Below are 21,373 nucleotides of genomic sequence, written 5' to 3'. Positions count from 1 at the left end.
AAGGTCAATTTATCTGTTTGAGAAAATTGACCTCAGCCGTCCATCAACGCGGCTGCGCGCCCCAGATCGACTGACAGCACCCGGCTTACACCACGCTCCTGCATCGTGACACCATAAAGACGATCCATATGCGCCATTGTCAGCTGATGATGCGTCACCACCAGAAACCGCGTTCCGGCTTCCCTGGTCATGTCGGACAGCAAAGAGCAGAACCGCTCCACATTGGCATCATCAAGCGGGGCATCGACTTCATCGAGCACGCAGATCGGGGCCGGATTGCATCGGAAGGTTGCAAAGATCAGTGAAAGTGCGGTCAGGGCCTGTTCGCCACCCGACAGCAGGGACAGCGTGGAGAGCTTCTTGCCCGGAGGCTGCGCGAAAATTTCCAGCCCGGCTTCCAGCGGATCATCGCTGCCGACCATACCCAGATGGGCGCGTCCGCCGCCGAACATCCGGGCGAACAGGGACTGGAAATGCCGGTCCACTTCCGAAAAGACTGCCAGAAGGCGCTCGCGTCCCTCGCGGTTGATCGTGCCGATCCCGCCGCGCAGCCTGTTGATGGCAGCCGTCAACTCCGCATGTTCGCGGGCAATGGTTTCCGCCGTCTCGCGGGCTTCCTCGAATTCGGCTTCGGCCCGCAGATTGACCGCACCAAGGTCTTCGCGCTCGCGCGTCAAGCGAGAGAGGCGCCGGCGGGTCGCGGTCTCGGCCTGTTCAGACAGGTCGGACGGATAGGCTGCGCCTTGTGCGCCGCCTTCTGGCGGTTCGCTGTCGGCCAGCAGGCGCTCACGGGCGGCAACGGCCTGCTCCGCGCGCTCGGTCAGGCGTGCGATTGCCTCGCGCCCCGCGGCCAGCGCCAGATCGGCGTTGCGGCGCTGCTCCTGTGCTTCAAGCCCGGCTGCTCCAGCGGCCTCATCAGCGGCCCGTGCCGCATCGTAAGCGCTCTGGGCATCCGTCAGGATCTGGTCGTGGCCGGCGAGTTTCCGCTCCAGTTCGGCAGGAACTGCACTGACGGTCTGGAAGCTGTTGTGCAGTTCGTCCCGCCGGCCCCGCAGATGCGCAAGGCTGGCTTCTCCGGCCGCGATCTGGGTTCCCAGTCCTTCAAGTCTGGCACGGATCGCAGTCAGGGCGCCGGTAAGGCGAACGTCTTCGAGGGAAAGGCGCGCGCTTTCGGTGCGGGCAATTTCCAGAAGATGCCGCGTTGCATGGAGAGGAGCCGTGGCGTCCTGAACCGCCTGTTCCAGCCGTACGGGTTCAGGACGCTCCGCCAGTTCGGCCATCCGTTTCGCATGGTCGTCCCGCAGACGGGTGACGAGGGCCTGAAGCTCCGTCTGACGGGGTTGCAGTGCGGAGCGGCGGGCGAGGGTCGTTGCGGCAGTCTGGTCCAGCGTCTGGAGTTCGCGGGTCAAACGCTGGGCGTCTTCACGGCTATTTCGCGCGGCTTGTGTCGCTGTATCCGCCGCAGAGCGTGCCAGATCGAAAACCTGCTGCGACGTTTCGGCGGCGGTCCTCAGGGCGAAAATGTCAGGACGGTTTTCCTGCTGTTGAAGAGAGGCACGCTGTTCTGCAAGACGGGCCTGTTCCGCTTCCAGCCGCGCTATGGCTTCATCCAGGTCCCGCAGACGCGCCAGCGTGGTGTCGTGGCGCAGAAGAGCCTGATCCAGCGTCCGGGCGGCGGTATCGGCGGCATTCCGGGCGTCCTGAAGTCTCATTCCCGCCACCCGGAGCGTTTCGCGGGCGGCTTCGGCATCCTTTGTGCTGTTTCGGGCCTGCGCCTGAAGGTTCTCGGGATCGGGATGGGCGGCCAGTTCGGCTTCTGTCTGCGTGACGCTGGTCTGTGCGGCTGTCAGCGCGCCTTCCGCGTCTTTCAGGCGTTCGCTGGCCTGTTCCCAGTGGGCGAGCGCAAGGGCCGCTTTCTGTTCCATCCGCGACGAGACGGTCCGGGCTTCGGCCAGTTGGGGTTCGAGTGTCGCGCGTTCCTGTCGCAGGGCGGTGAGAGCCACCTCCGCCCGCTCGCGGGCTTGCAAGGTTGCGGCACAACTTTCTTCCAGTGCGGGCTGTGACGCAAGATGGGACTGAAGCAGCGCGCGGGCGTCCGCCAAGCGGCGACGCTGCTCCAGCCGTGCCGCACCGGAATCCGGGGCGTCGGCCGAGCGGATAAAGCCGTCCCAGCGCCAGAGCGCCCCGCTGCGACACACCAGAACCTGCCCCGGATGGAGGGTCTTTTGCAGTTCGGGCCCCGCAGCGTCGTTATCCAGCAGGAATGCGGCGTCCAGACAGCGCTGCAGTGCTTCAGGCGCCTGAACAAGCGTCGAAAGCCGGACGCAGTTTTGCAGTTCTGCGGGCGCAAGCCGCTCCAGCGGCCGCCAGCGCCGATCGGCTGGAACACTGTCCGGAGCAAGAGAGGCATCTAGCCCGTCTGCCAGAACTGCCGCGACGGCCCGCGCCATATCTGCGGGAATGTCCAGCACATCTTCGAGTGGGTCGGGCTGTGCGGCCACGGCATTGAGGCTCTGCTCCAGCCCTTCACATTCGCCCTGCGCGCGCAGGATCAATGTCTCCAGCGCGGAAAGCGCCTGGCTGGTCTGTGCTTCCCGCTCACGGGCGGTCGTGAGGGTGGCGTCCGCGTCCGCAAGAGACTGCTGAAGGGTTGTCAGGCGGTCTTCAGCCTGCGTCACGGTATCGCGGACGTCCTGAACCGTCTGCTCAGGAACGAGAGCGGTTCGGGCCGTAGCCTCCGCCGTTGCGGCGAGCTGCACTTTCTGGCGCGCCTGATCGCGTGTGTGGCGGCTCTGCTCGACGGCGCGGAGCAGCGTTTTATGGCGCTGTGCGCCTTCCTCGGCCGCCGCACGGGCTTCCAGCCAGATCGTGCCGAGGCGTTCCTGCTCCTGCCTTGCCTGTGCTTCCTGAGCGTGGGCGTCGCTCTGGGCCTGTGCCGTGACGGCGCGGGTTTTTTCAAGATCCGTGCGGGATGCTTCGGTCAGGAGCCCGGCCCGGGCAGTCTCACGCGTGGTCCGGTCCTGCGTGATCTGGGCCTGTGTCGTCTGAAGGCGTCTGTCCAGATCGGCTTCCGTGGCTTCCAGCGCCTGAAGGCGATTTCTGCCATCCGTCAGCGCCTGTCCATCCAGTTCCGCTTTCAGCCGCGCGTCCTGCAGAGCCGTTATGCAGTCCTGTTCCCTGCGGCTGTCGGCTTGGGACTGTTCCTGCATCGAGGCGACATTCCGGCGCAGCCCAGTCAGCGTTGCATCATCAGGTGTGGCCGCGTCCAGCGCTGTAATTTCGGCCTGAACTGCGTCGAGCGCGCTGGCTTCCGCATCGAGCCGCAGCGTCAGGGCATCGAGCCCTTCCATCATCGCATCCCTGCGGATGGCTTCGGCATCCCGCAGACGGGTCGCGTCTTCCAGCGTGAGCGCCTGCTCCTTTTCGAGCACATCAAGGCGCTCGCATTCGGCGCTACAGGCTGAACGGAGTTGCGGCAGGGCCGCCATCTCGGATTCAAGGTCCGTACATTCCCCGACTGCGATGCCTCGCGCAGTCTGGTCCGCCGTCAGGCTGGCATCACTTCGGGCCAGATCGCCTTCTGCCTGTTCGAGGCGCAGGCGTGTTTCGGCTTCAGTCTGCCGGGCGCGGTCGAGATCCTGTCTCAGGGTCTCGGACTGGACTTTCAGGCGTTCAAGCGTACTGCGCAGACGGTCCGTTTCCTCGCGCGCCTGCGGGGCGGCCTTGCGGGCTTCGAACTCGGCGATGGCCGCGGTTTCGGCGGCAAGTTCGGCTTTCTTCAGATCCTCGCGCGCCTTGGCCAGATCGTCCCGGCTGCGCTGTACGGCCAGATTGGCGCGGGCATGAAGCAGGGCGTGCAGCGCGGTTTCCGTCTCGCGGATCTTTTCCGAAAGCTCACGGTATTTCCGGGCCTGAACCGTCTGGCCTTCGAGGCTCGCAAGCCGCTCTTCAAGTTGCAGACGCAGGTCTTCGGCGCGGGAGAGGTTGGCTTCGGTCTGGCGGAGTTTGAGTTCGGCGTCGTGGCGTCTGGCGTGCAGACCTGTGATGCCTGCAGCTTCTTCAAGCAGCAGGCGCCGTTCCTCGGGCTTGGCGGCGATGAGTTGGCCGACGCGGTTCTGGCTGATGATCGCGGAGCTTCGTGCGCCGGAAGCCAGATCGGCAAACAGGGTCTGAACGTCACGCGCGCGCATGACGCGACCGTTGATGCGGTATTCGCTGCCCGATCCGCGTTCGGCGCGGCGGCTGATTTCCAGCTCCTCCGCGTCCTGAAACGGCGAGGGCGCCAGACCTGCCGCATTGCTGAGATGCAGCGTGACCTGTGCGATATTGCGGGCCGAGCGTGCGCCCGTACCAGCAAAGATCAGATCATCAAGCTCTCCGCCCCGCAGGGCGCGGGCGGAGGTTTCGCCCATCGCCCATCGCAGGCCTTCGACGACATTGGACTTGCCGCAGCCGTTTGGCCCGATGATCCCCGTCAGACCCGGAAGGATATCGAGACGCACCTCATCGGCGAAACTCTTGAAACCGCCGATGCTCAGGCGGTCGATCGTCGTGGTACGGCTCGACATCAGGGTATGGAAATACTGGTCCTAAGGTTGGCGGATCAGGACGCCTTGGCGACGAGATCGGCGAATTTTTCGTAAGTTTCAGGGTCCTGGTCGTAATGCGTATTGTTGAAGCGGAAATACGGCGTACCCTGGATGTTGTATGTGTCCGCGTCCTTCTTGACCTGATCGAACAGCGCCTCGGCGAAGGCATTGTCCTTGCTGATGGCGTCGAACTGGGCTGCGGAGACACCGGCGAGAGCAGACATCTGCTGAAGGCGCTGCATCGGGTCGCCGCCTGCGGCGAAAGCCCACTGCATCTGGCTGGAGAACAGGGCCTCGATAAAGGGAACGTAACGTTCTTCGGGCAGGGAGCGGGCCACCATGGCCGCCGTCAGGCCAACACGATCACCGCAGAAATCATGGAACTGATAGCGGATCTTTCCCGTGTCGATCAGCTTTTCCTTGATCTTGGGGAATTCTTCCGTCGCGAAATGCGCACAATGCGTGCAGGTGAGCGAGAACCATTCCTGCACCAGAACCTTGGCGTTCGGGTTGCCAAGAATACGCGGGCTCAGTCGGGCGTCGCTCGAAGTTGCATCGGCGGCACGGGCCGTACCGACGGCGGTTCCCGCAACGGCGAGGGCCGGGGCGGCAGAGACGAAAAAGCGGCGGGAAAGGGAAAGACGGGTCATTCAGGAGGCCTTTGCGACTGCTTTGGCGAAATCATCATAGCTCCCGACCACGGTGGGCGCGGGAACATCATTGATGCGGAAATATGGCGTGCCCGGGATCTGGAGGAAAGCGCCGTCGTGATCCTGTTTGTTGATAATGGCTTCACGCAGGGCATTATCGGCGTTGATCCGGTCGAATGCTGCTGCGTTCACCCCGAACAGGGCCGCGCGTTTCTTCAGTTCGGCAACCGGGTCAATGTTCTGTGCGAAAGCCCATTCGTCCTGATGGTCGAGCAGATCCGTTACAAAGGCTGCGTATTGGTCCGCCGGCAGGGAGCGGGCCACCATGGCGGCCAGCAATGCAACCTGATCAATCGGGAAATCATGGAACCGATAGCGGATCTTTCCCGTGTCGATGAGGTTCTTGCGAACCTGCGGAAAAATCTCCCGCGAGAAATGCGCGCAGTGCGAACAGGTCAGGGAGAACCATTCGTCCACTATGACCTTCGCATCCGGCGAGCCGATGAAGCGTGGCCCCATGCGCTGATCGTTGGCGGGTACGTCGTCCGCGTGGGCGAAGGGCGCGGCCGCAGTGGCTATGAGAGCCATTCCGGATGCGAGAAGGGTACGGCGGCCGAGAAGCTGGGCGGCAGGCATGAACGGGGCTCCGCTGGAAACGATGGTGATACTCGAACGACGAACGGGGGGCTCCGTCAAGAGCCCCGATCGTCTTCCTGTGTCTTGAGAGCGGGAAGAGGCTTGTTTTCCCAGCCTTCCGGAACCCTCATGCGCAGGGCGCGGATATGCCGGGCGTCGGCGTCCAGAACGCGGAATTCGAGGCCGCTTTCATGGGTCAGAACCTCATCCCGGGCAGGAACATGTTCGGCCAGACGGAACACCAGCCCCCCCACCGTCTCGATTTCGGCCTCCCGTTCGGCCTCCGTCAGGACGGCGCCAAGCCGTTCTTCAAGCTGCCGGACCGGAAGGCGGGCGTCGATATCGAAAGAACCGTCCGGACGCTCCACCCACATGGTCGTCACCGGATCGTCATGCTCGTCCGAAATATCGCCGACGATGGTTTCGATCAGATCTTCGATCGTCACGAGCCCGTCGATGCTGCCATATTCGTCAATGACGAGGGCCATGTGCATCTGGCGCTGACGCATCTGGAGCAGCAGGTCCAGCACGGGGATCGTTGGTGCGATCATCAGGGGCTGACGCAGAAGCGGACGGATGTCGAAGGCTTCCGGCTCGCCGACATAGGCGATCAGATCCTTCACATGGATCATGCCTGCGATGTCGTCGAGCTGGTCGCGATAGACTGGAAGGCGGGAGTGGTTTTCCCGACGCATCAGGTCCAGCGCTTCACTGAACGGGAGAGCCTCGGGCATGGCAATAATGTCTGCGCGTGGGATCATGACGTCATCAGCCGTGATGTCGCGCAGGCGCAGCACGTTCATGATGAGGGCGCGTTCCTGCCGGTCGAGTTCAGGCTCGTCGCTGGAATCCTCGGTCGGCTGGCTGGCTTCGTGAACGAGGGTCGCGATGGATTCGCGCAGGCCCTGATCGCGGTTGCGACGGTTGAAAAGTCCGAAAAGTCCGCGCGACGAGCGGCTTTTGCCCGACTCTTCCGATGAGCGGTCGTTTGTATCGTCACTCATATCCGGACACTCCCCGCCATCTGCCCGTTGCCCTGCTGCCATGGATCGCCAAAGCCGAGGGAGCGCAGCGTCCGGGTCTCGATCCCCTCCATTTCCCTGGCTTCACCGGGGTGGTGATGATCATAACCGGCAAGATGCAGCGCGCCATGCACAACAAGATGCGACAGATGCGCCTTCAGTGAGCGTCGTGCGGCGTCTGCTTCCCGGCGGACGGTCTCATAGCCCAGCACGATATCTCCGCCATGCTCCGGCGAAAGTGGCTCGAACGTCAGGACGTTCGTGGGCTTGTTCTTGTCCCGGAAGCGCGCATTGAGGCGCTTGACGATCCTGTCCGTTGCCAGAAGGATCGAAGGGGCCGGAGACTGTGTGAAATCGGGGCCACCCTGGCGGGCGACCGCGACGAGAGCGCGCCGGATTGCGCGCTCCGTTCCCGGCACCGAGGCGCGCCAGCGCGCGTCCTCGATGATGATGTCAGTGCCGGCGTGTCGACTTGGAGGTTCCATTGTTTTCCCGGCGCAGCCTGTTCCGGAAGACGTCCCGGGGGGCTGGCGCTTTCTGTTCATAAGCATCGACGATACGGGCAACCAGCGGATGGCGCACCACATCTTCGGAAGAAAAACGCGTTATGCCGATTCCCTTGATGCCTTCGAGGGTCTCGACCGCTTCGCGCAGACCGGATGATACACCATTTGGCAGGTCGATCTGACTTAGATCGCCCGTAATGGCCATGCGTGTGCCTTCGCCCATGCGGGTGAGGAACATCTTCATCTGGGCTGCGGTCGTATTCTGGGCTTCGTCCAGAATGACGTAGGAATGAGCGAGCGTGCGTCCGCGCATGAAAGCGAGTGGCGCCACTTCGATCTCACCCGTCCCCATGCGGCGCACCACCTGATCGCCCGGCATCATGTCATGCAGGGCGTCGTAAAGCGGGCGCAGATAAGGGTCGATTTTTTCGCGCATGTCGCCAGGCAGGAAGCCGAGGCGCTCTCCAGCCTCCACGGCCGGGCGGGACAGTACGATCCGGTCCACCTGTCCGGCGAGCAGCATGCCGACGGCCTGCGCCACTGCGAGATAGGTCTTGCCAGTGCCCGCCGGGCCAATGCCAAACACCATGTCGGTATTGGCCAGCATTTCCATATAGGCAGCCTGACCGTGCGAACGCGGCGCGATGACGCCGCGCTTGGTCCGGATGGCGGGCAGATCCCCGAACGGAGTGGCGGGCAGCGTCTGCGGTTTGCCATAACCCTTTTCCGGACGGCGCTGGCCATTGCCGCGCGGAGGAGGCTCCTGCGCAGCAGCCGGACGGGCCTGTCGTGTATCGACCGGACGCTCCGGACGGCTGGGGAGGGCGGTCAGGCGAATGACGCCATCGACCTGCGAGGCATCAATCGTGCCGCCCTGTTCGAGCTGGTTGTACAGGGCGATGATGGCCGCCTGTGCGCGCCCGACCGAGTCCGTTTCGCCAGAGATGGCAATCTTGTTGCCGCGACAGGACAGCTTGACGTTGAACCCTTCCTCCAGCCGGACAAGATGCCGGTCATGGTCTCCCAGCAGGCGCTGGAGCAGGATGTTGTCGTTAAAACGCAGGGCAACGGTGCGGTTGCCTTCGGAGCCACTGCTGGTGGCGACGGGACGGGTCGGGTGCGTTGTCAGCAAGCGGAGGCTGTCTCCCGGATCAGGGTACCGCCCAGGGAATTGGTGCGGCGTGTGGTGATGGCGACCTTGACGGTGGAGCCGATCAGATGGTCGGGGCCGTCGAAGTGAACGGGTTGCAGATAAGGCGAACGCCCGGCAATCTGCCCGGGCTTGCGGCCCCGGTTCGTCACCAGGATTTCCTGCACCGTCCCGACCATGTCGGCATTGAAAGCGTCCTGCTGTTCGCGCAGAAGCGCCTGCAACTCGGCCAGACGGCGATCCTTCACGTCCTCAGGTACCTGCATCGGCTGACCGGCGGCGGGTGTGCCTGGACGGGGGGAATATTTGAAGCTGTAAGCCATGGCGAAACCGATATCGCGCACGAGCTGCATGGTCGCTTCGAAATCTTCCTCCGTCTCGCCGGGATGACCGACGATGAAATCGGAAGACAGGGCCAGATCCGGCCGGGCCTCACGCAGCTTTCGAACGCTCTCGCGGTATTCATCCGCCGTATGGCCGCGGTTCATGGCCTTGAGGATCCGGTCCGAGCCGCTCTGCACCGGGAGATGCAGGAACGGCATGAGGGCCGGGTTGTCCCGGTGCGCGTCGATCAGGCTCTGGTCCACGTCGCGGGGATGGGACGTCATGTAGCGGATGCGGCCCAGACCCGGGATCTGCGCGAGCTGTTCGACCAGCCCCGCCAGCGTGGCACTTCCGCCTTCACCGTCATCACCGTGATAGGCGTTGACGTTCTGCCCGAGCAGCGTGATCTCGCGGACGCCGCTTTCAGCCATCCGACGAGCCTCGGCGAGAACTGAAGCAACCGGGCGGCTCGTCTCCGCGCCACGGGTATAGGGTACCACGCAGAAGGAGCAGAACTTGTCGCAGCCTTCCTGAATGGTGAGGAATGCCGTGAGATTGCCCTGCGTCTGCGGCGCCGCATCCGTGGGCAGGAAATCGAATTTTTGCTCGACCGGGAAGTCCGTCTCGATCACGGCGCCACCGGCACGGGCGGCGCGGGCCACCATTTCGGGCAGCTTGTGATAGGTCTGCGGACCGAGCACCAGATCCACGTAAGGCGCGCGAGAGAGGATGACCTCTCCCTCGGCCTGCGCCACGCACCCGGCAACAGCGATGATGGTGCGATCCTGACCGTTTCCGATGCGCTCGTCGCGGATCTTGCGAAGGCGTCCGAGCTCGGAAAAAACCTTCTCCGTCGCCCGCTCGCGGATGTGACAGGTGTTGAGAATGACCATGTCCGCGTCTTCGGGGCGCTCGACCGGTCCATAGCCCAGCGGGCGCAGGACATCGGCCATGCGCGCGCTGTCATACACGTTCATCTGGCAGCCCCATGTGATGACATGAAGGCCGCGCGGTGCCTGCACGGTGGGCATGGGGTCGGAAGAAGCGGGCATGGCTGGGAAATTCGGGGTGGTGGTCAAAGTTTCGGTCCGGGAATGGCAGATTCAGGCACACACATCGGGGCAGGCATCCTCGGGGTCAAGCCTGTCCCGGGAAACGGCATGCCGAACGCAAGGGGCCGACGGATGATCAGACGGTCCTGAATGGGTAATACCACCTCCGGACACGAAGGCCGGGTTGCCGCCGTGTCATGATCCGAAAGTGACGTGGGAGCGGGCTTCAAGTCAAGACAAACCTGATGTCAGTCCCCGCTATGGAGCGCATTTCAGGCTTTCACAGCTTTCGGTCGACCCCGGCGGAGGTCTGCCGCACCGCTGTTGACGGCTTCGAAGGTCGCGCGCGAGAGGTCTTTGCGGGACAGGAAGCCATCCGGTGTGATGGGCTCGTGCAACATAAGGGACGCCCCCATGGAGCGCCACTGCCCGAAGGACCACAGATGCGGCGCAAGATCCATGTCGCCGTACCAGGAGAACACATTCCGTCGTCCGCGACCGACCGGCAGCCCTTCAAGGCTGTCATAAACCACGGAAACCGGCTGGATCAGGACAGGCGGTGCCTTGGGCAGGCCCACCTTCTCCAGGCGTCCGGGCTTGGCGACCGCGAAGAACGAGGACAGGAACGGTAGAACGCGTGAGCCGTCCGACGACGTGCCTTCGGGGAAGAGCACGATATCGTCGCCGTCCCACAGATGCGCGGCCATTTCCTGAAGTTCGCGGCCGGTATCCTGACGGTTGCGGCTGACGAAAATGGTGCGGCCCAGACGTGACGCCGTACCGATGAGTGGCCATTTGCCGACTTCGCCCTTGGCCACGAACACGACGGGAAGTTCGCTGCCAATGATGGCGATGTCCAGCCAGGAACAGTGATTGGCGACGAACACGACCGGGCGTTCGCCGTTACGGACGTCCCTTGCGGTCCGTACGCCACCCGCGCTGCGGCCGATGACTTTTGTCTTGATGCCCAGAATCCGGCACACGCCTCTCCAGTAAATGCGCGGCATCATGATTTTCAGTCGTCCGGGTAACCGCACCAGAAGAGCCTGCAGACTGCACGCCCAGAACGTCCAGATCAGGACGAGGGACAGGCGCAGCGCACAGCGCAGACGGCTGTAGAGCGATGTGGACGTTGTTGGCTGCAAAGCCGGAAAGGCGGCATTTCCATCCACGACGGGACGGTTGTGACCGCGTCGGCCGTTCGGGGTCTGGGCATCACGATTGGACATGGGTGCTGAGTGATACGGTTTTCGAAGGGACGACACAATCTTGTTTGTCTCCGCGGCCTTCATTTGTGTTAGTCGGTACGGAGCGTTTTTCCGGCGTGTCCCAGCGGGAGAGGGCTTGACAGGGAGCGCCGTGCAAGGTTCCTCGGACATAGCAGCCCTGTCGTTCGGTCTGCCCGCCCGTATCCGGCTTTCACAAGGCCGGAAATGCTCTCAAGACAGATTTTTCAGGACGCACGGTGAAGTCAGGCCGCCGCTCAGTTTCTTATTCTGTGTCAGTCGCTTCGATGTCCTGCATGCTGGGTGTCGTAACGGTGTTCTGCGCGCCGGTGCCCCTGCATGCGAAGGCATCCAAAGCACCTGCGACCGCTCAGCCGGTTTCGGATGGCACCTCCGATCCCGCCATTCCCTATACCGTGACCCTGACACCGACGAAGCATCCGGAGCTGGATGCCGCGATCAGCGCATCGTCCCAGCTTCAGTCGCTCCAGACGTCCCATTCCGTCGGAGCCTATGCGCTCGCCGGGCGCATCCGCAGCGATTATGACCGTGTGAATATCGCGCTGGAATCGCAGGGATATTATGCAGGATCCGTGCAGATCAGCGTCAAGGTCGGGACGCGGCTCGTGGACGGCAAGGATCCCTCCCTGCCGGATGTTCTCAAGGCGGTGGAGAAAAACCAGAAAGTCGCCATCACGATTTCCACCACGCTCGGGCCGCGCTTCAGTCTGGGAAGCATCGCGCTGCTTGCACCGCCCGAAAAGGTTGACGCAGCAGATCCTCAGGCAGCAGCTGCGGTCGTAAAGACCCCTGCTGCAAAGACCCCCACCGCGAAGGCTCCCGCGTCCAAAGACACTCAGGTGCCAACACCTGCGGCGAGTGCCCCGGTAACGTTCGCACAGGCCGTCGAGCAGTCCCGGCCCGTCAGTCTCACGCCGGATGAGCGCAAGGCGTTCAACCTCTCTGCTGGGCAGCCTGCGGTGGCGGAAACCGTGCTGGCCGCACAGAACACGCTGCTCAACCAGCTTCAGGAAGACGGCTACGCGACCGCAAGCGTCTCGACGCCCCTGGCCTATCTGGAACCCCAGGCACAGAAACTCGACATCGTGTTCCGCGTCCAGCGCGGGCCGCGGGTCGTGATCGGTCCGATCGGGATGACAGGACTGGTTCACACCAACCAGAGCTTCCTGCGCAACCGGCTGGAACTCAAGGAAGGCGAGCTGTATCGTCCGTCACGGATCGAGGCCGCGCGTCAGGATCTGGTGAGTACGGGGGTGTTCGCGTCCGTGCAGGTTCGCAATGCCCCGCCCATCATTACCCTGCCGCCCAGTCGCACCCTGATGCCGGGTATTCTTCAGGCCATGCCCATCGAATTCAGCTTCAAGGAGGCCAAGCGGCGGACGCTGTCGGCCGAAGTCGGATATTCGACCGATCTCGGCGGCCGTCTGGGCGCAAGCTGGACGCATCACAATCTGTTTGGTGATGCCGAACAGCTGAAACTGACGGCTCTGGTCACGGGGCTTGGTGGCTCCGCACAACAGGGGCTGGGCTATGATGTCTATGCGGATTTCATGAAGCCGGATTTCCTGTCGAAGGGACAGAACCTGAGCGTGCGCCTCGAAGGGGTGCGTCAGCTTCTCTATTCGTACCACCAGACCGCCATCATCGCGCGGGCCGGGTTGAACCGGCATGTGGGGAAATACTGGAACCTCTCGGGCAGCCTGATGGGCGAGCAGGAACAGATCAAACAGTTTGGCGACACACGCAGCTATTTCATTGTCGCAGCCCCCCTGAACGCGACATTCGACAATACGCGCCTGTCCAATCCGATCGACCCGGCCACGCACGGCGTGCGGGCATCGCTATCCATCACCCCCTCGGAATCGCTGGAAAGCGGATCGACGTTCTTCACGCTTCTCTCCGCACAGGCTTCGACCTATTTCGATCTGCACCATCTCGGGATTTCCAGACCCGGCCGCAGCGTGATTGCAGTCAGGGGTATCGTCGGTTCCGTGCAGGGCGCGTCGACCTATCAGATCCCGCCCGATCAGCGGCTCTATGCCGGTGGCCCGGCAACGGTGCGCGGCTTCCGCTATCAGGGCGTGGGGCCGCAATACGGCCGCACAAAATATGCGATCGGCGGGACGTCCATGGATGCGGGCAGTGTCGAATTCCGTCAGCGTCTACCAATGAATCTGGGTTTTGCCGGCTTTGTGGATGCCGGGCAGGTCGGGACAGGATCGCGGCCGGGGCAGGGAACGCTCCGGGTCGGATATGGTGGTGGGGTGCGATATTTCACGCCGATCGGTCCGATCCGCGTTGACGTGGCGCTTCCGATGAACCGGCCGCCGCAGGGCGATAAATGGGAACTGTATTTCGGCCTCGGGGAGACGTTCTGATGCGGGTTCGCAAAGTTCTTCTCCGTGTCGCGGCCGGTCTGGTCATCGTCCCTGCGGGGCTGGTGGCCGTGGCGGTCACGGGGGTTCTGATCGGGATCAACCTGTCGGCCGGCCAGCGGCTGATCGAGCGGAAGATTGGCCCGCTGACAGGGGGCATGGTCGAGATTTCGGGGCTTTCGGGCTTTCTGCCGCAACATCTCGCGGTGACGAAACTCCTCATCAAGGATGAGAGAGGCCCCTGGATCGAACTGGACAACGCGGACCTGCGCTGGTCGCCGCTGTCGCTGGTGCATCTGGATGCGAAAATTACCAGTCTGAGCGCATCACGTGTGGCCGTTCTGCGCAAGATGGTGTCGTCTCCGGACACCACACCCGCGCAGCCCACACCCGCCAGTACTGCGCCGTCAAAGCTGCATCTGCGGGTCGATCTGGCATCGCTGCATGTCGGGCGGCTGGAAGTCAGCCCGGATTATACTGTCACCCCGACCGTCTTCTCGGCGGACGGACACGCCCATATCCACAGCATCGCGCCGTTTCTGGACGGTGTGACGATGCGCACGCTCCCGGTCATGGACATCGCACTGGCCCTGAAGCGACTGGATCAGCCGGCAAATCTGGCCCTCAATGTCCAGACGCCCAGGGATCGTATCGCGTTGGGCGTGCGATATCAGGAAGGCGAAAACGGCTTCGCCACCACGCTGGGCCAGATGCCGCAGCTTGATCCGCTGGATCTGCATCTGAATCTCAACGGACCGCGCACGGCGGCGGTGCTGGATTTCGGTCTGGGTGCGGGGCCGGTGAAGGCCGTCGCCAGCGGAACGATGAACCTGCTGAGCATGGTTGCGGACCTGCATGTGAAGGCGTATGCGCCGTCCATGACGCTGCGTCCGGGCATTGCGTGGAACAGCATCGCGCTGGACACGGATCTGCATGGTCCGCTCATGGCGCCGAACGGTCAGGGGGTGCTGGATATCGACGCCCTGACCGCAGCAGGGGCCGGGATCGGGCATCTGCATGCGCGGTTTGACGGTGTGGAAGGCGCACGGCCGGAGGACACGACCGCCCATTTGGCGGCTGTGCTGGATGGTTTGCGCATTCCGGGTTCACAGCCCACGCTTCTGGCGTCCGCGCCGCTGACGCTGGACGTTCTGGCACATCCGCTCGCGGCTTCCGTCCCGGTCGTGGCCAAGCTGGATCATCCGCTTCTGCACGCGAGCGCAACGGCGGATCTGAAGCCTGCTGCGAAAGGCCAGCTGGATCTTGCTTTGCCGGATCTGCACCCGCTGGCGGCGATGGGCAGTACGGATCTCAGCGGCACAGCCGGGCTGCATGCCGATTTTGCCATGCCGGTGACAAAACAGGATGACCTGACGCTGAAAAGCACGGGAACGCTTGCGATCACGGGCGGGCAGCCACAGGCCCTGAATCTGGTCGGAAAAAATGGCACATTCTCGCTCGATCTGGCGAAATCTCCGGCCAATATCCTGACGCTGAAAAGCTTCGCGCTGGATGGGGCGGCGCTGCATCTGCTGGTGTCGTCCGTGATCGACATGGCGCATGGCAACCGGATGCAGACGAAGGCTTCTGTTCAGCTTCCGGACCTTGCAAAGGCCAGCCCGGCCATCCTTGGCAACACGACGCTGACCGCCACGGCCGATGGTCCGACGGACGATCTGGCGGTCAAGGCCGATCTGAGCGGGGAATTCGGCACGAAAGACGTGGCGAAAGGCCCCGTGGCGCTTCATGCCGATGTCCAGCATCTGCCGTCTCATCCGGCAGGCGTTCTGACGGCCAAGGGGACGCTCGATCATGCGCCGCTGGTGCTTGATACCGCGTTTCATCAGGATGACGCAGGTGCGTATCATCTGGATCTCAACACGCTGGACTGGAACAGCCTGAGCGGCAAAGGCAAGCTGCGCCTCCCCAAAGGGGCGAAAGTGCCGCTCGGCGATCTGGACGTCTCGATCCGCAATCTGGGCGATTTCCGCCGCCTGATCGGGCAGGCGATTTCCGGCCATCTGACGTTGGGACTGCACACGACGGAGACCGAGGGCGCGCCGCCTGTCGTGAAGCTCGGACTGGACGGAATGCTGGGGATGGCGCAGGCCGCCGTCCAGTCTCTCAAGGTCAGCGGAACCATCGCGAACCCGATTGATGCACCCGAACCCTCGCTGGTGCTGGATCTCGCCGGGCTGCGCTATCAGGCCATGACGGGCAGGGCACATGCCACGATCAAGGGGCCCCAGACCGCAATGGCGGTCGCGCTGAACGCGGCCTTCCAGAACGTGATGGATGCCCCGGCCAATATCGACACCGCACTTGTCCTGAACGTCCCCGAAAAGACGGTGCGCCTCGGGCGACTGGCGGCTCTGGTCAAGGGAGAGAGCCTGCGTCTGAGCCGCCCTGCGGTGGTGTCGTTTGGCGATACGATGGGTGTGGATCACCTGGTGGCGACCCTCGCACCTCAGGGTGTAGCGCCCGCAACGGTCGATATTGCGGGCACGTTCAAGCCCGCACTTGCGCTCACGGCGCGTCTGGATCACCTCACACCCGCCATCGCAAAACCTTTCGCGCCAGATCTGTCAGCCACCGGCACGATCTCGCTTGCGGCGAAACTGGGCGGCACGCTGGATGCTCCGACCGGAACGGTCTCGCTGAACGGGCGTGATCTGCGGATGAAGACCGGTCCGGCGGCATCCCTTCCAGCGGCGCAGATTCTGGCGAATCTCGGCCTTGCGGGACATTCCGCGAAGGTGGATGCAACGTTTGGTGCAGGCCCGTCCGTCGCGCTGGCCGTCCACGGAACCGCGCCGCTTTCCAAAACGGGTGCGATCACCCTTGCAACCACGGGTCATGTCGATCTGTCGGTTGCAAATGCCGTTCTGGGCGCGAACGGCATGGCTGTGGCCGGGAAAATCGGCATCAACCTCAACGTCGCAGGAACAGCCGCGCAGCCGCGGGCATCAGGCCAGATCGGGCTGGAAAACGCCTCTTTCGACAACTATGCGCAGGGCGTGCATCTCAGCCGGATCAACGGGGCACTCGTTGCCTCGGGGGATACGATCAACGTCAACCACATCATCGCCCATGCAGGGCCTGGCACGATCACGCTCGACGGCACTGTCGGAGCCTTCCGGCCCGACCTTCCCGTTGATCTGCACATCACATTCGACAAGGCCCGTCCTGTATCCAGCGAACTGCTGACCGCCACGATCAATACCGATCTGCATATCCACGGTCAGGCCACGACACGGCTGGATGTGGACGGGAAAGTCAATATTCCCAACGCGACAGTCAATATTCCGAATTCCATGCCCGCTTCCGTGCCCCAGCTCGACGTGATCCGTCCGGGGCAGAAGCCGGCTTCCGGGACGGGATCGAGCCTGGTCATCGGATTGGGTGTGGACGTGATTTCGCCCGGCGAGTTTTTCGTGCGCGGTCACGGTGTGTTCGCCGAAATGCAGGGAAGGTTGCGGGTGCGCGGTACGAGTGCGGAGCCTCTGATCAGCGGAGGCTTCGATCTCAAGCGCGGCAATTTCAATCTGGGCGGGATCAACCTCAACTTCACGAACGGGCGGGTGGCGTTCAACGGCTCGGGCGTAAACCACAAGCTCGATCCGACGCTGGATTTCCGGGCGGACCGCAATGCCAGCGGCACGCTCGCAAGCCTTCTGGTGACGGGCTACGCCAGCGCACCGAAACTGGATTTCGTCTCCTCGCCCAGCCTGCCGCGCGATCAGGTCCTGTCTATCCTGCTGTTCGGAACAGACACGCATTCGCTGTCTACGACGCAGCTTGCGGAGCTGGGCGCAGCGGTGGTGCAGCTTGCGGGTGGCTCGGCATTTGATCCGCTGAGCAAGGTTCAGAACCTGCTGGGGCTGGATCGTCTGGCGGTCGGCGGGGGCAGTGGTGTCGACAATGGGGGCACCAGTGTCGAGGCGGGAAAATACGTCATGAAGGGCGTCTATGTGGGTGCCAAACAGGCGACATCCGGCTCGGGCACACAGGCTCAGGTACAGATCGACCTGACGAAACGGCTGAAATTCAATACGACGGTCGGAACCGGGGGGCAGGTCACGGGCTTTACGACGCCGGAAAACGATCCGGGGTCGAGCATCGGCCTGTCCTATGGCTACAGTTACTGAGGTCCGGGTCTCCGGGCAGCGACGGCGTCTTCGAGAAGCCGCTGGACCCGTTCCACGACGTCCGACCAGTCCTGAAACCGGGTCTGGCGGACGATCCGCATCTGTGGATACCAGGGGGTGTCATCCCGTCCGTGCAGCCAGCGCCAGCAGTTGTTGATGCGGTCCATCATAATGACGGGCTTGCCCAGCCCTCCGGCCAGATGAACGGCTGACGTATCGACCGAGACGATGATGTCGAGGTTCACCATTAGGGCCGCCGTGTCGTCCATCGTATGACAATCTGGCATAACGTTCACCAGCGGGGCCGGAAAATCCGGGATCTGTTCGGCCGGTGTATCTTTCTGAAGGGAATAGAAGCTCGCACCTTCGATCCCTGCCAGAGGTGCAAGCTCCGAGAGCGGCATGGAGCGCTGACGATCCACCATAAGAGCCGCCGTATCTTCGGGGCGTGCGGCACCGGCCCAGACCAGCCCGACCCTCAGCTTGTGATCGTCCTGAAACTGCTGGCGCCATGCTTCGGCCTTCCGGCGATCGGCGCTGAGATAGGGGACGGGCGCCCCCATTGCGTCCGGCGTTCCCGAAAAGGCGCGGGGCAGGCTGATAAACGGGCAGTGATAGTCATAGTCGGGCGTCTCACCACCGAACTGCACTTCCGAGGCCCCGGCCACGCGTTCGCAGATCGCAGCCAGCGTTTCCGTGCCCCAGATATGAATGATGGCGCCCGTGCGGGCGAGGGGCGGGATGTAGCGCAGATACATAAGCGTATCGCCCAGACCTTCCTCCTGCGTGATGAGAACGCGCTTGCCCCTCAGGTCCAGTGATGGAGAAATGTTGGGCAGCAGGCGATCCAGCGGCATGCTGGTATGGCCGGGCAGTCCGAAACGCCATTCATGCTCGACCCACCCCTGAGCCATGCGGCCGCTCTTGAGCATGGTGATGGAATGGTTCAGGCGCAGGCGCGCGTTCTGGGGCGCCATGGGAACGGCCTGTCGGTACAGATTGGCGGCTTCTTCCATCCGGCCCATGCTGCTGAGGATACAGGCCATGTTGCAGAGCGGCTCCCAGTCCTGCGGATCCGCGTCTCGCAGACCGGCCATGACCGAAAGCGCGCCTTCGAAGCGACCTGTTTCCGTCAGGAGCAAGGCGAGCAGATTAAGGGTATTGGGCTCTTCGGGGCAGCGTTGCAGGCTCAGGCGCAGAAGAAGTTCGGCCTCATCAAACCGCGCAAGCTGGATCAGCACCGCCGCCCCGGCGTTCATCAGGCGGAAGTCGTCAGGTTTGCGTTTGCGACAGATTTTCAGGAGAGGGAGAAGATCGTCCCGCCGTCGCATGGAGACGGCTTCGTCCAGCAGCAGGGAGATGGCATGAGGCCCTGCATTCGTGCTGGCCCGCTCAAGCTCAACTGCGCAGTCCTGATAGCGGCGAAGATGAAAATATGCCCGCGCCCGAACATAATGCAGGGCCGGAATTTCGGGCGTTCCATCAGGGGTAGGGCGCGCTATGGCAAGTGCTTCTTCCGGGGCGCCACGCATCATGGCGTCCTGTGCCCGTTTCAGGCGGTCCGACGGGTCAGACTGGATGTCCTCGATCTTCGGGGATGACTTTTCGAGAACGGGTCTGTCCAGACTGTCGGACATATGGATCTCCTAGTCCGAGGCCGCTGATGTCATGTCCTCAAGAGCCTCCAGAATACTGGCTAGCGTATAAGGCTTTGAGATGAAACGGTCCCGGGCCGGGTCACCGGAGGTTTCGCCCCGGCGCAGATCTCCATGGCCGCTGATATAAATGACCGGAAGGTCCGGCCAGCGTTGGCGGGCCGGATGGACAAGGGTCATGCCGTCCCCGTCCGGAAGGGTCATGTCAGCCACAAGGGCATCGAGCTTCGGCTCCGCGTCGATGATGGCGCGCGCCTCGGCACAATGATCCGCTTCCCTGATTGTCAGGCCGTTGTCCAGCAGGAATTCCGCCAGACAGGTCCGGATGAGGAAATCGTCTTCGATCAGCAGGACGGTCAGGGAAGAAGGCATCTGGATTACGAGGACCAGTTCTTTTCAAAGTCGCCGTAGAGGGTCAGGCCACCGTCAACATACAGGGTCTGGCCCGTGATGTAGGTGCTGTCCTCGGCGGCAAGGAAGGTGATGGCATCCGCGATTTCGCGGCTTTCACCGGGACGCTTCATCGGGATATGGCTTGAAACGGCCTTGTACTGCTTCGGATCGTTGATCCACGACATGTTGATCGGCGTTACGATGGCGCCTGGTGCCACAGCATTCACCCGGATACCACGACCGGCATATTCCAGCGCCAGCGTCCGGACGATGTTGCCAACAGCACCTTTGGAGGCAGAATAGCCAAGATAATGCGGTTTGGGGATGATCTGGTGAACGGAGGAGTTCACGATGATCGCGCCCTCGATGCCATTTTCCAGCCAGTAGCGGATGACTTCGCGGCACGGCAGCATCACACCTGTGACGTTGACCGCCATCACACCTTCAAAATCTTCGAGCTTGATGTCTTCGGAAGGAGACGGGATCTGATAGCCTGCGTTGCAGACCAGAACGTCCAGACCACCCATGGCCTTGATGCTGTCGGCGACCAGGCGTTTGACGTCGTCTTCCTTGGAAATGTCACCCGTGGCGATCGGGTGTTCTCCGCCAGAAACCTTGGGCAGCTTGTCGCGGACGGCGATCAGCTTGTCTTCCTTGCGGCCGTTGAGGGCGACCTGCGCGCCTTCTTCGGCAAAACGAAGCGCGGTGGCCTCGCCAATTCCCTGGGATGCCCCGGTGACGAGGACTTTCTTGCCGGCGAAACGGTCTTTGTAAGGGGCAGGCATATGGCCTCACCTCTCCTTTGGAATGCAGGTTTGAAACCGTGACTGAAAACACATCACGGAAAAGGTTTCTCGTGTCGCCAACGCGAGAAACCCCGTCCGGGATGCGAAGAAAACCACATCCTGATCCATATTGAAGAAATGCAGGCTTTTCAAACCGCATCCCAGGCCGCTTTTCAGGCGGCCTTCATCGTCTTGGTCAGATTTTCCAGAACCTGCGCCGGATCGACGTTTTCCAGAACCGCAACCTCGGCCACGAAGCGCTCCTGCGCAGCTTCGAACAGTTTGCGCTCCGAGAAACTGCCATCGAGGCTGTCAACATTGCGGCGCAGGTCACGCAGCACTTCGGCAATCTGGATCAGGTCACCGGAGTTGATCTTTTCCTGATAGGCCACGGCGCGACGGGCCCACATGCCCTTACTGACATGCGGCTTGCCCTTGATGACGGTCATCGCCTTGTCGACGATATCGCGCGTAACGATCTTGCGCAGACCGGCCTTGCGGGCCTTGGCGAGGGGGATCCGCAGCATCATCTGGTTGCCGGGGAAAGAGATCTGGATCATCTCGATCACGGTATCGGCGACTTCGACCATACCGATCTTTTCCACGCGTCCAACGCCATGAGCGGCGTAGACAATGGAGTCACCTTCGTGGAAAGGGTCAGCATCCTGCTCGGGATCGGTCTGGCGGGCCGTGTTGTTGGCTGCGACACGAGCCATTTCATCGGTCATGCCGCCCTTCTGGGGGCTTTTGAACGTGTTCATAGGCCCAGTTCATAGCAGAAAAACCCCTTGCTGTCTTGTCTGATCGCAAGAGGTATTTTCGTTCCCGGAGTGCTTTTTAC

General features: G+C 62.6%; 14 protein-coding genes. 2 read left to right on the top strand and 12 right to left on the bottom strand.

Annotated elements, in window-relative coordinates; all coding sequences use genetic code 11:
- Positions 1-32: 32 nt before the first annotated feature.
- From GAL01_RS00305 to GAL01_RS00270, 8 genes are all read right to left on the bottom strand, one after another.
- Entirely contained in the window at positions 33-4,568 is a 4,536-nt protein-coding gene (locus GAL01_RS00305; protein WP_062030269.1) for an AAA family ATPase, read from the bottom strand.
- Positions 4,569-4,603: 35 nt separating this feature from the next.
- Complete coding sequence (locus GAL01_RS00300; protein WP_062030267.1) at positions 4,604-5,239, bottom strand: thioredoxin domain-containing protein; 636 nt, start codon at positions 5,237-5,239, stop codon at positions 4,604-4,606.
- Complete coding sequence (locus GAL01_RS00295) at positions 5,240-5,875, bottom strand: thioredoxin domain-containing protein (protein WP_062030320.1); 636 nt, start codon at positions 5,873-5,875, stop codon at positions 5,240-5,242.
- 56 nt (positions 5,876-5,931) lie between these two features.
- Positions 5,932-6,879 (bottom strand): hemolysin family protein, encoded by a 948-nt coding sequence (locus tag GAL01_RS00290; protein WP_062030265.1) that lies wholly within the window; start codon positions 6,877-6,879, stop codon positions 5,932-5,934.
- Positions 6,876-7,382: an rRNA maturation RNase YbeY gene (ybeY, locus tag GAL01_RS00285; RefSeq protein WP_062030263.1), complete on the bottom strand. Its 507-nt coding sequence runs from the start codon at positions 7,380-7,382 to the stop codon at positions 6,876-6,878. Before ybeY ends, GAL01_RS00290 begins: the two co-directional genes overlap by 4 nt.
- Positions 7,351-8,535, bottom strand: a complete 1,185-nt coding sequence (locus GAL01_RS00280) for a PhoH family protein (protein ID WP_062030261.1) — start codon at positions 8,533-8,535, stop codon at positions 7,351-7,353. The genes ybeY and GAL01_RS00280 overlap by 32 nt, the downstream gene beginning before the upstream one ends.
- Positions 8,529-9,929 carry a tRNA (N6-isopentenyl adenosine(37)-C2)-methylthiotransferase MiaB gene (gene miaB, locus GAL01_RS00275; RefSeq protein ID WP_231865338.1) on the bottom strand — a complete coding sequence of 467 codons (1,401 nt, stop codon included), beginning with the start codon at positions 9,927-9,929 and terminating at the stop codon, positions 8,529-8,531. The genes GAL01_RS00280 and miaB overlap by 7 nt, the downstream gene beginning before the upstream one ends.
- A gap of 272 nt (positions 9,930-10,201) precedes the next feature.
- Positions 10,202-11,158, bottom strand: coding sequence for a lysophospholipid acyltransferase family protein (locus GAL01_RS00270; protein WP_062030316.1), 957 nt, complete (start codon positions 11,156-11,158; stop codon positions 10,202-10,204).
- Between the two features lie 293 nt (positions 11,159-11,451).
- Here GAL01_RS00270 and GAL01_RS00265 point away from each other — a divergent pair, with 293 nt between their 5' ends.
- Positions 11,452-13,554, top strand: coding sequence for an autotransporter assembly complex protein TamA (locus GAL01_RS00265; RefSeq protein ID WP_408735352.1), 2,103 nt, complete (start codon positions 11,452-11,454; stop codon positions 13,552-13,554).
- On the top strand, positions 13,554-17,699 hold the full coding sequence (locus GAL01_RS00260; RefSeq protein WP_062030259.1) for a translocation/assembly module TamB domain-containing protein: 4,146 nt from the start codon (positions 13,554-13,556) through the stop codon (positions 17,697-17,699). The genes GAL01_RS00265 and GAL01_RS00260 overlap by 1 nt, the downstream gene beginning before the upstream one ends.
- On the opposite strand, the gene GAL01_RS00255 is transcribed toward GAL01_RS00260, so the two are convergent.
- The 4 genes from GAL01_RS00255 to GAL01_RS00240 form a co-directional block, all read right to left on the bottom strand.
- On the bottom strand, positions 17,693-19,336 hold the full coding sequence (locus tag GAL01_RS00255; protein WP_082790723.1) for a tetratricopeptide repeat-containing glycosyltransferase family protein: 1,644 nt from the start codon (positions 19,334-19,336) through the stop codon (positions 17,693-17,695). The two genes, GAL01_RS00260 and GAL01_RS00255, sit on opposite strands and share 7 nt — an antisense overlap.
- A gap of 9 nt (positions 19,337-19,345) precedes the next feature.
- Entirely contained in the window at positions 19,346-19,726 is a 381-nt protein-coding gene (locus GAL01_RS00250) for a response regulator (protein WP_062030258.1), read from the bottom strand.
- A 5-nt stretch (positions 19,727-19,731) separates the two neighbouring features.
- Positions 19,732-20,532, bottom strand: a complete 801-nt coding sequence (locus GAL01_RS00245) for an SDR family NAD(P)-dependent oxidoreductase (RefSeq protein WP_062030257.1) — start codon at positions 20,530-20,532, stop codon at positions 19,732-19,734.
- Positions 20,533-20,705: 173 nt separating this feature from the next.
- Positions 20,706-21,293 carry a CarD family transcriptional regulator gene (locus tag GAL01_RS00240; protein ID WP_062030256.1) on the bottom strand — a complete coding sequence of 196 codons (588 nt, stop codon included), beginning with the start codon at positions 21,291-21,293 and terminating at the stop codon, positions 20,706-20,708.
- Positions 21,294-21,373 lie beyond the last annotated feature (80 nt).

Source organism: Gluconobacter albidus (assembly GCF_002723915.1).
GTDB classification, from domain to species: Bacteria; Pseudomonadota; Alphaproteobacteria; order Acetobacterales; family Acetobacteraceae; genus Gluconobacter; species Gluconobacter albidus.
The sequence above is the reverse complement of the archived record's forward strand: the minus strand, read 5'-3'. Positions and strand labels throughout refer to the sequence as shown.

Coding starts and splice junctions, on each gene's coding strand:
- GAL01_RS00305 (WP_062030269.1), bottom strand. CDS start 4,568: ATGTCGAGCCGTACCACGACGATCGACCGCCTGAGCATCGGCGGTTTC.
- GAL01_RS00300 (WP_062030267.1), bottom strand. CDS start 5,239: ATGACCCGTCTTTCCCTTTCCCGCCGCTTTTTCGTCTCTGCCGCCCCG.
- GAL01_RS00295 (WP_062030320.1), bottom strand. CDS start 5,875: ATGCCTGCCGCCCAGCTTCTCGGCCGCCGTACCCTTCTCGCATCCGGA.
- GAL01_RS00290 (WP_062030265.1), bottom strand. CDS start 6,879: ATGAGTGACGATACAAACGACCGCTCATCGGAAGAGTCGGGCAAAAGC.
- ybeY (WP_062030263.1), bottom strand. CDS start 7,382: ATGGAACCTCCAAGTCGACACGCCGGCACTGACATCATCATCGAGGAC.
- miaB (WP_231865338.1), bottom strand. CDS start 9,929: ATGCCCGCTTCTTCCGACCCCATGCCCACCGTGCAGGCACCGCGCGGC.
- GAL01_RS00270 (WP_062030316.1), bottom strand. CDS start 11,158: ATGTCCAATCGTGATGCCCAGACCCCGAACGGCCGACGCGGTCACAAC.
- GAL01_RS00265 (WP_408735352.1), top strand. CDS start 11,452: ATGCTGGGTGTCGTAACGGTGTTCTGCGCGCCGGTGCCCCTGCATGCG.
- GAL01_RS00260 (WP_062030259.1), top strand. CDS start 13,554: ATGCGGGTTCGCAAAGTTCTTCTCCGTGTCGCGGCCGGTCTGGTCATC.
- GAL01_RS00255 (WP_082790723.1), bottom strand. CDS start 19,336: ATGTCCGACAGTCTGGACAGACCCGTTCTCGAAAAGTCATCCCCGAAG.
- GAL01_RS00250 (WP_062030258.1), bottom strand. CDS start 19,726: ATGCCTTCTTCCCTGACCGTCCTGCTGATCGAAGACGATTTCCTCATC.
- GAL01_RS00245 (WP_062030257.1), bottom strand. CDS start 20,532: ATGCCTGCCCCTTACAAAGACCGTTTCGCCGGCAAGAAAGTCCTCGTC.
- GAL01_RS00240 (WP_062030256.1), bottom strand. CDS start 21,293: ATGAACACGTTCAAAAGCCCCCAGAAGGGCGGCATGACCGATGAAATG.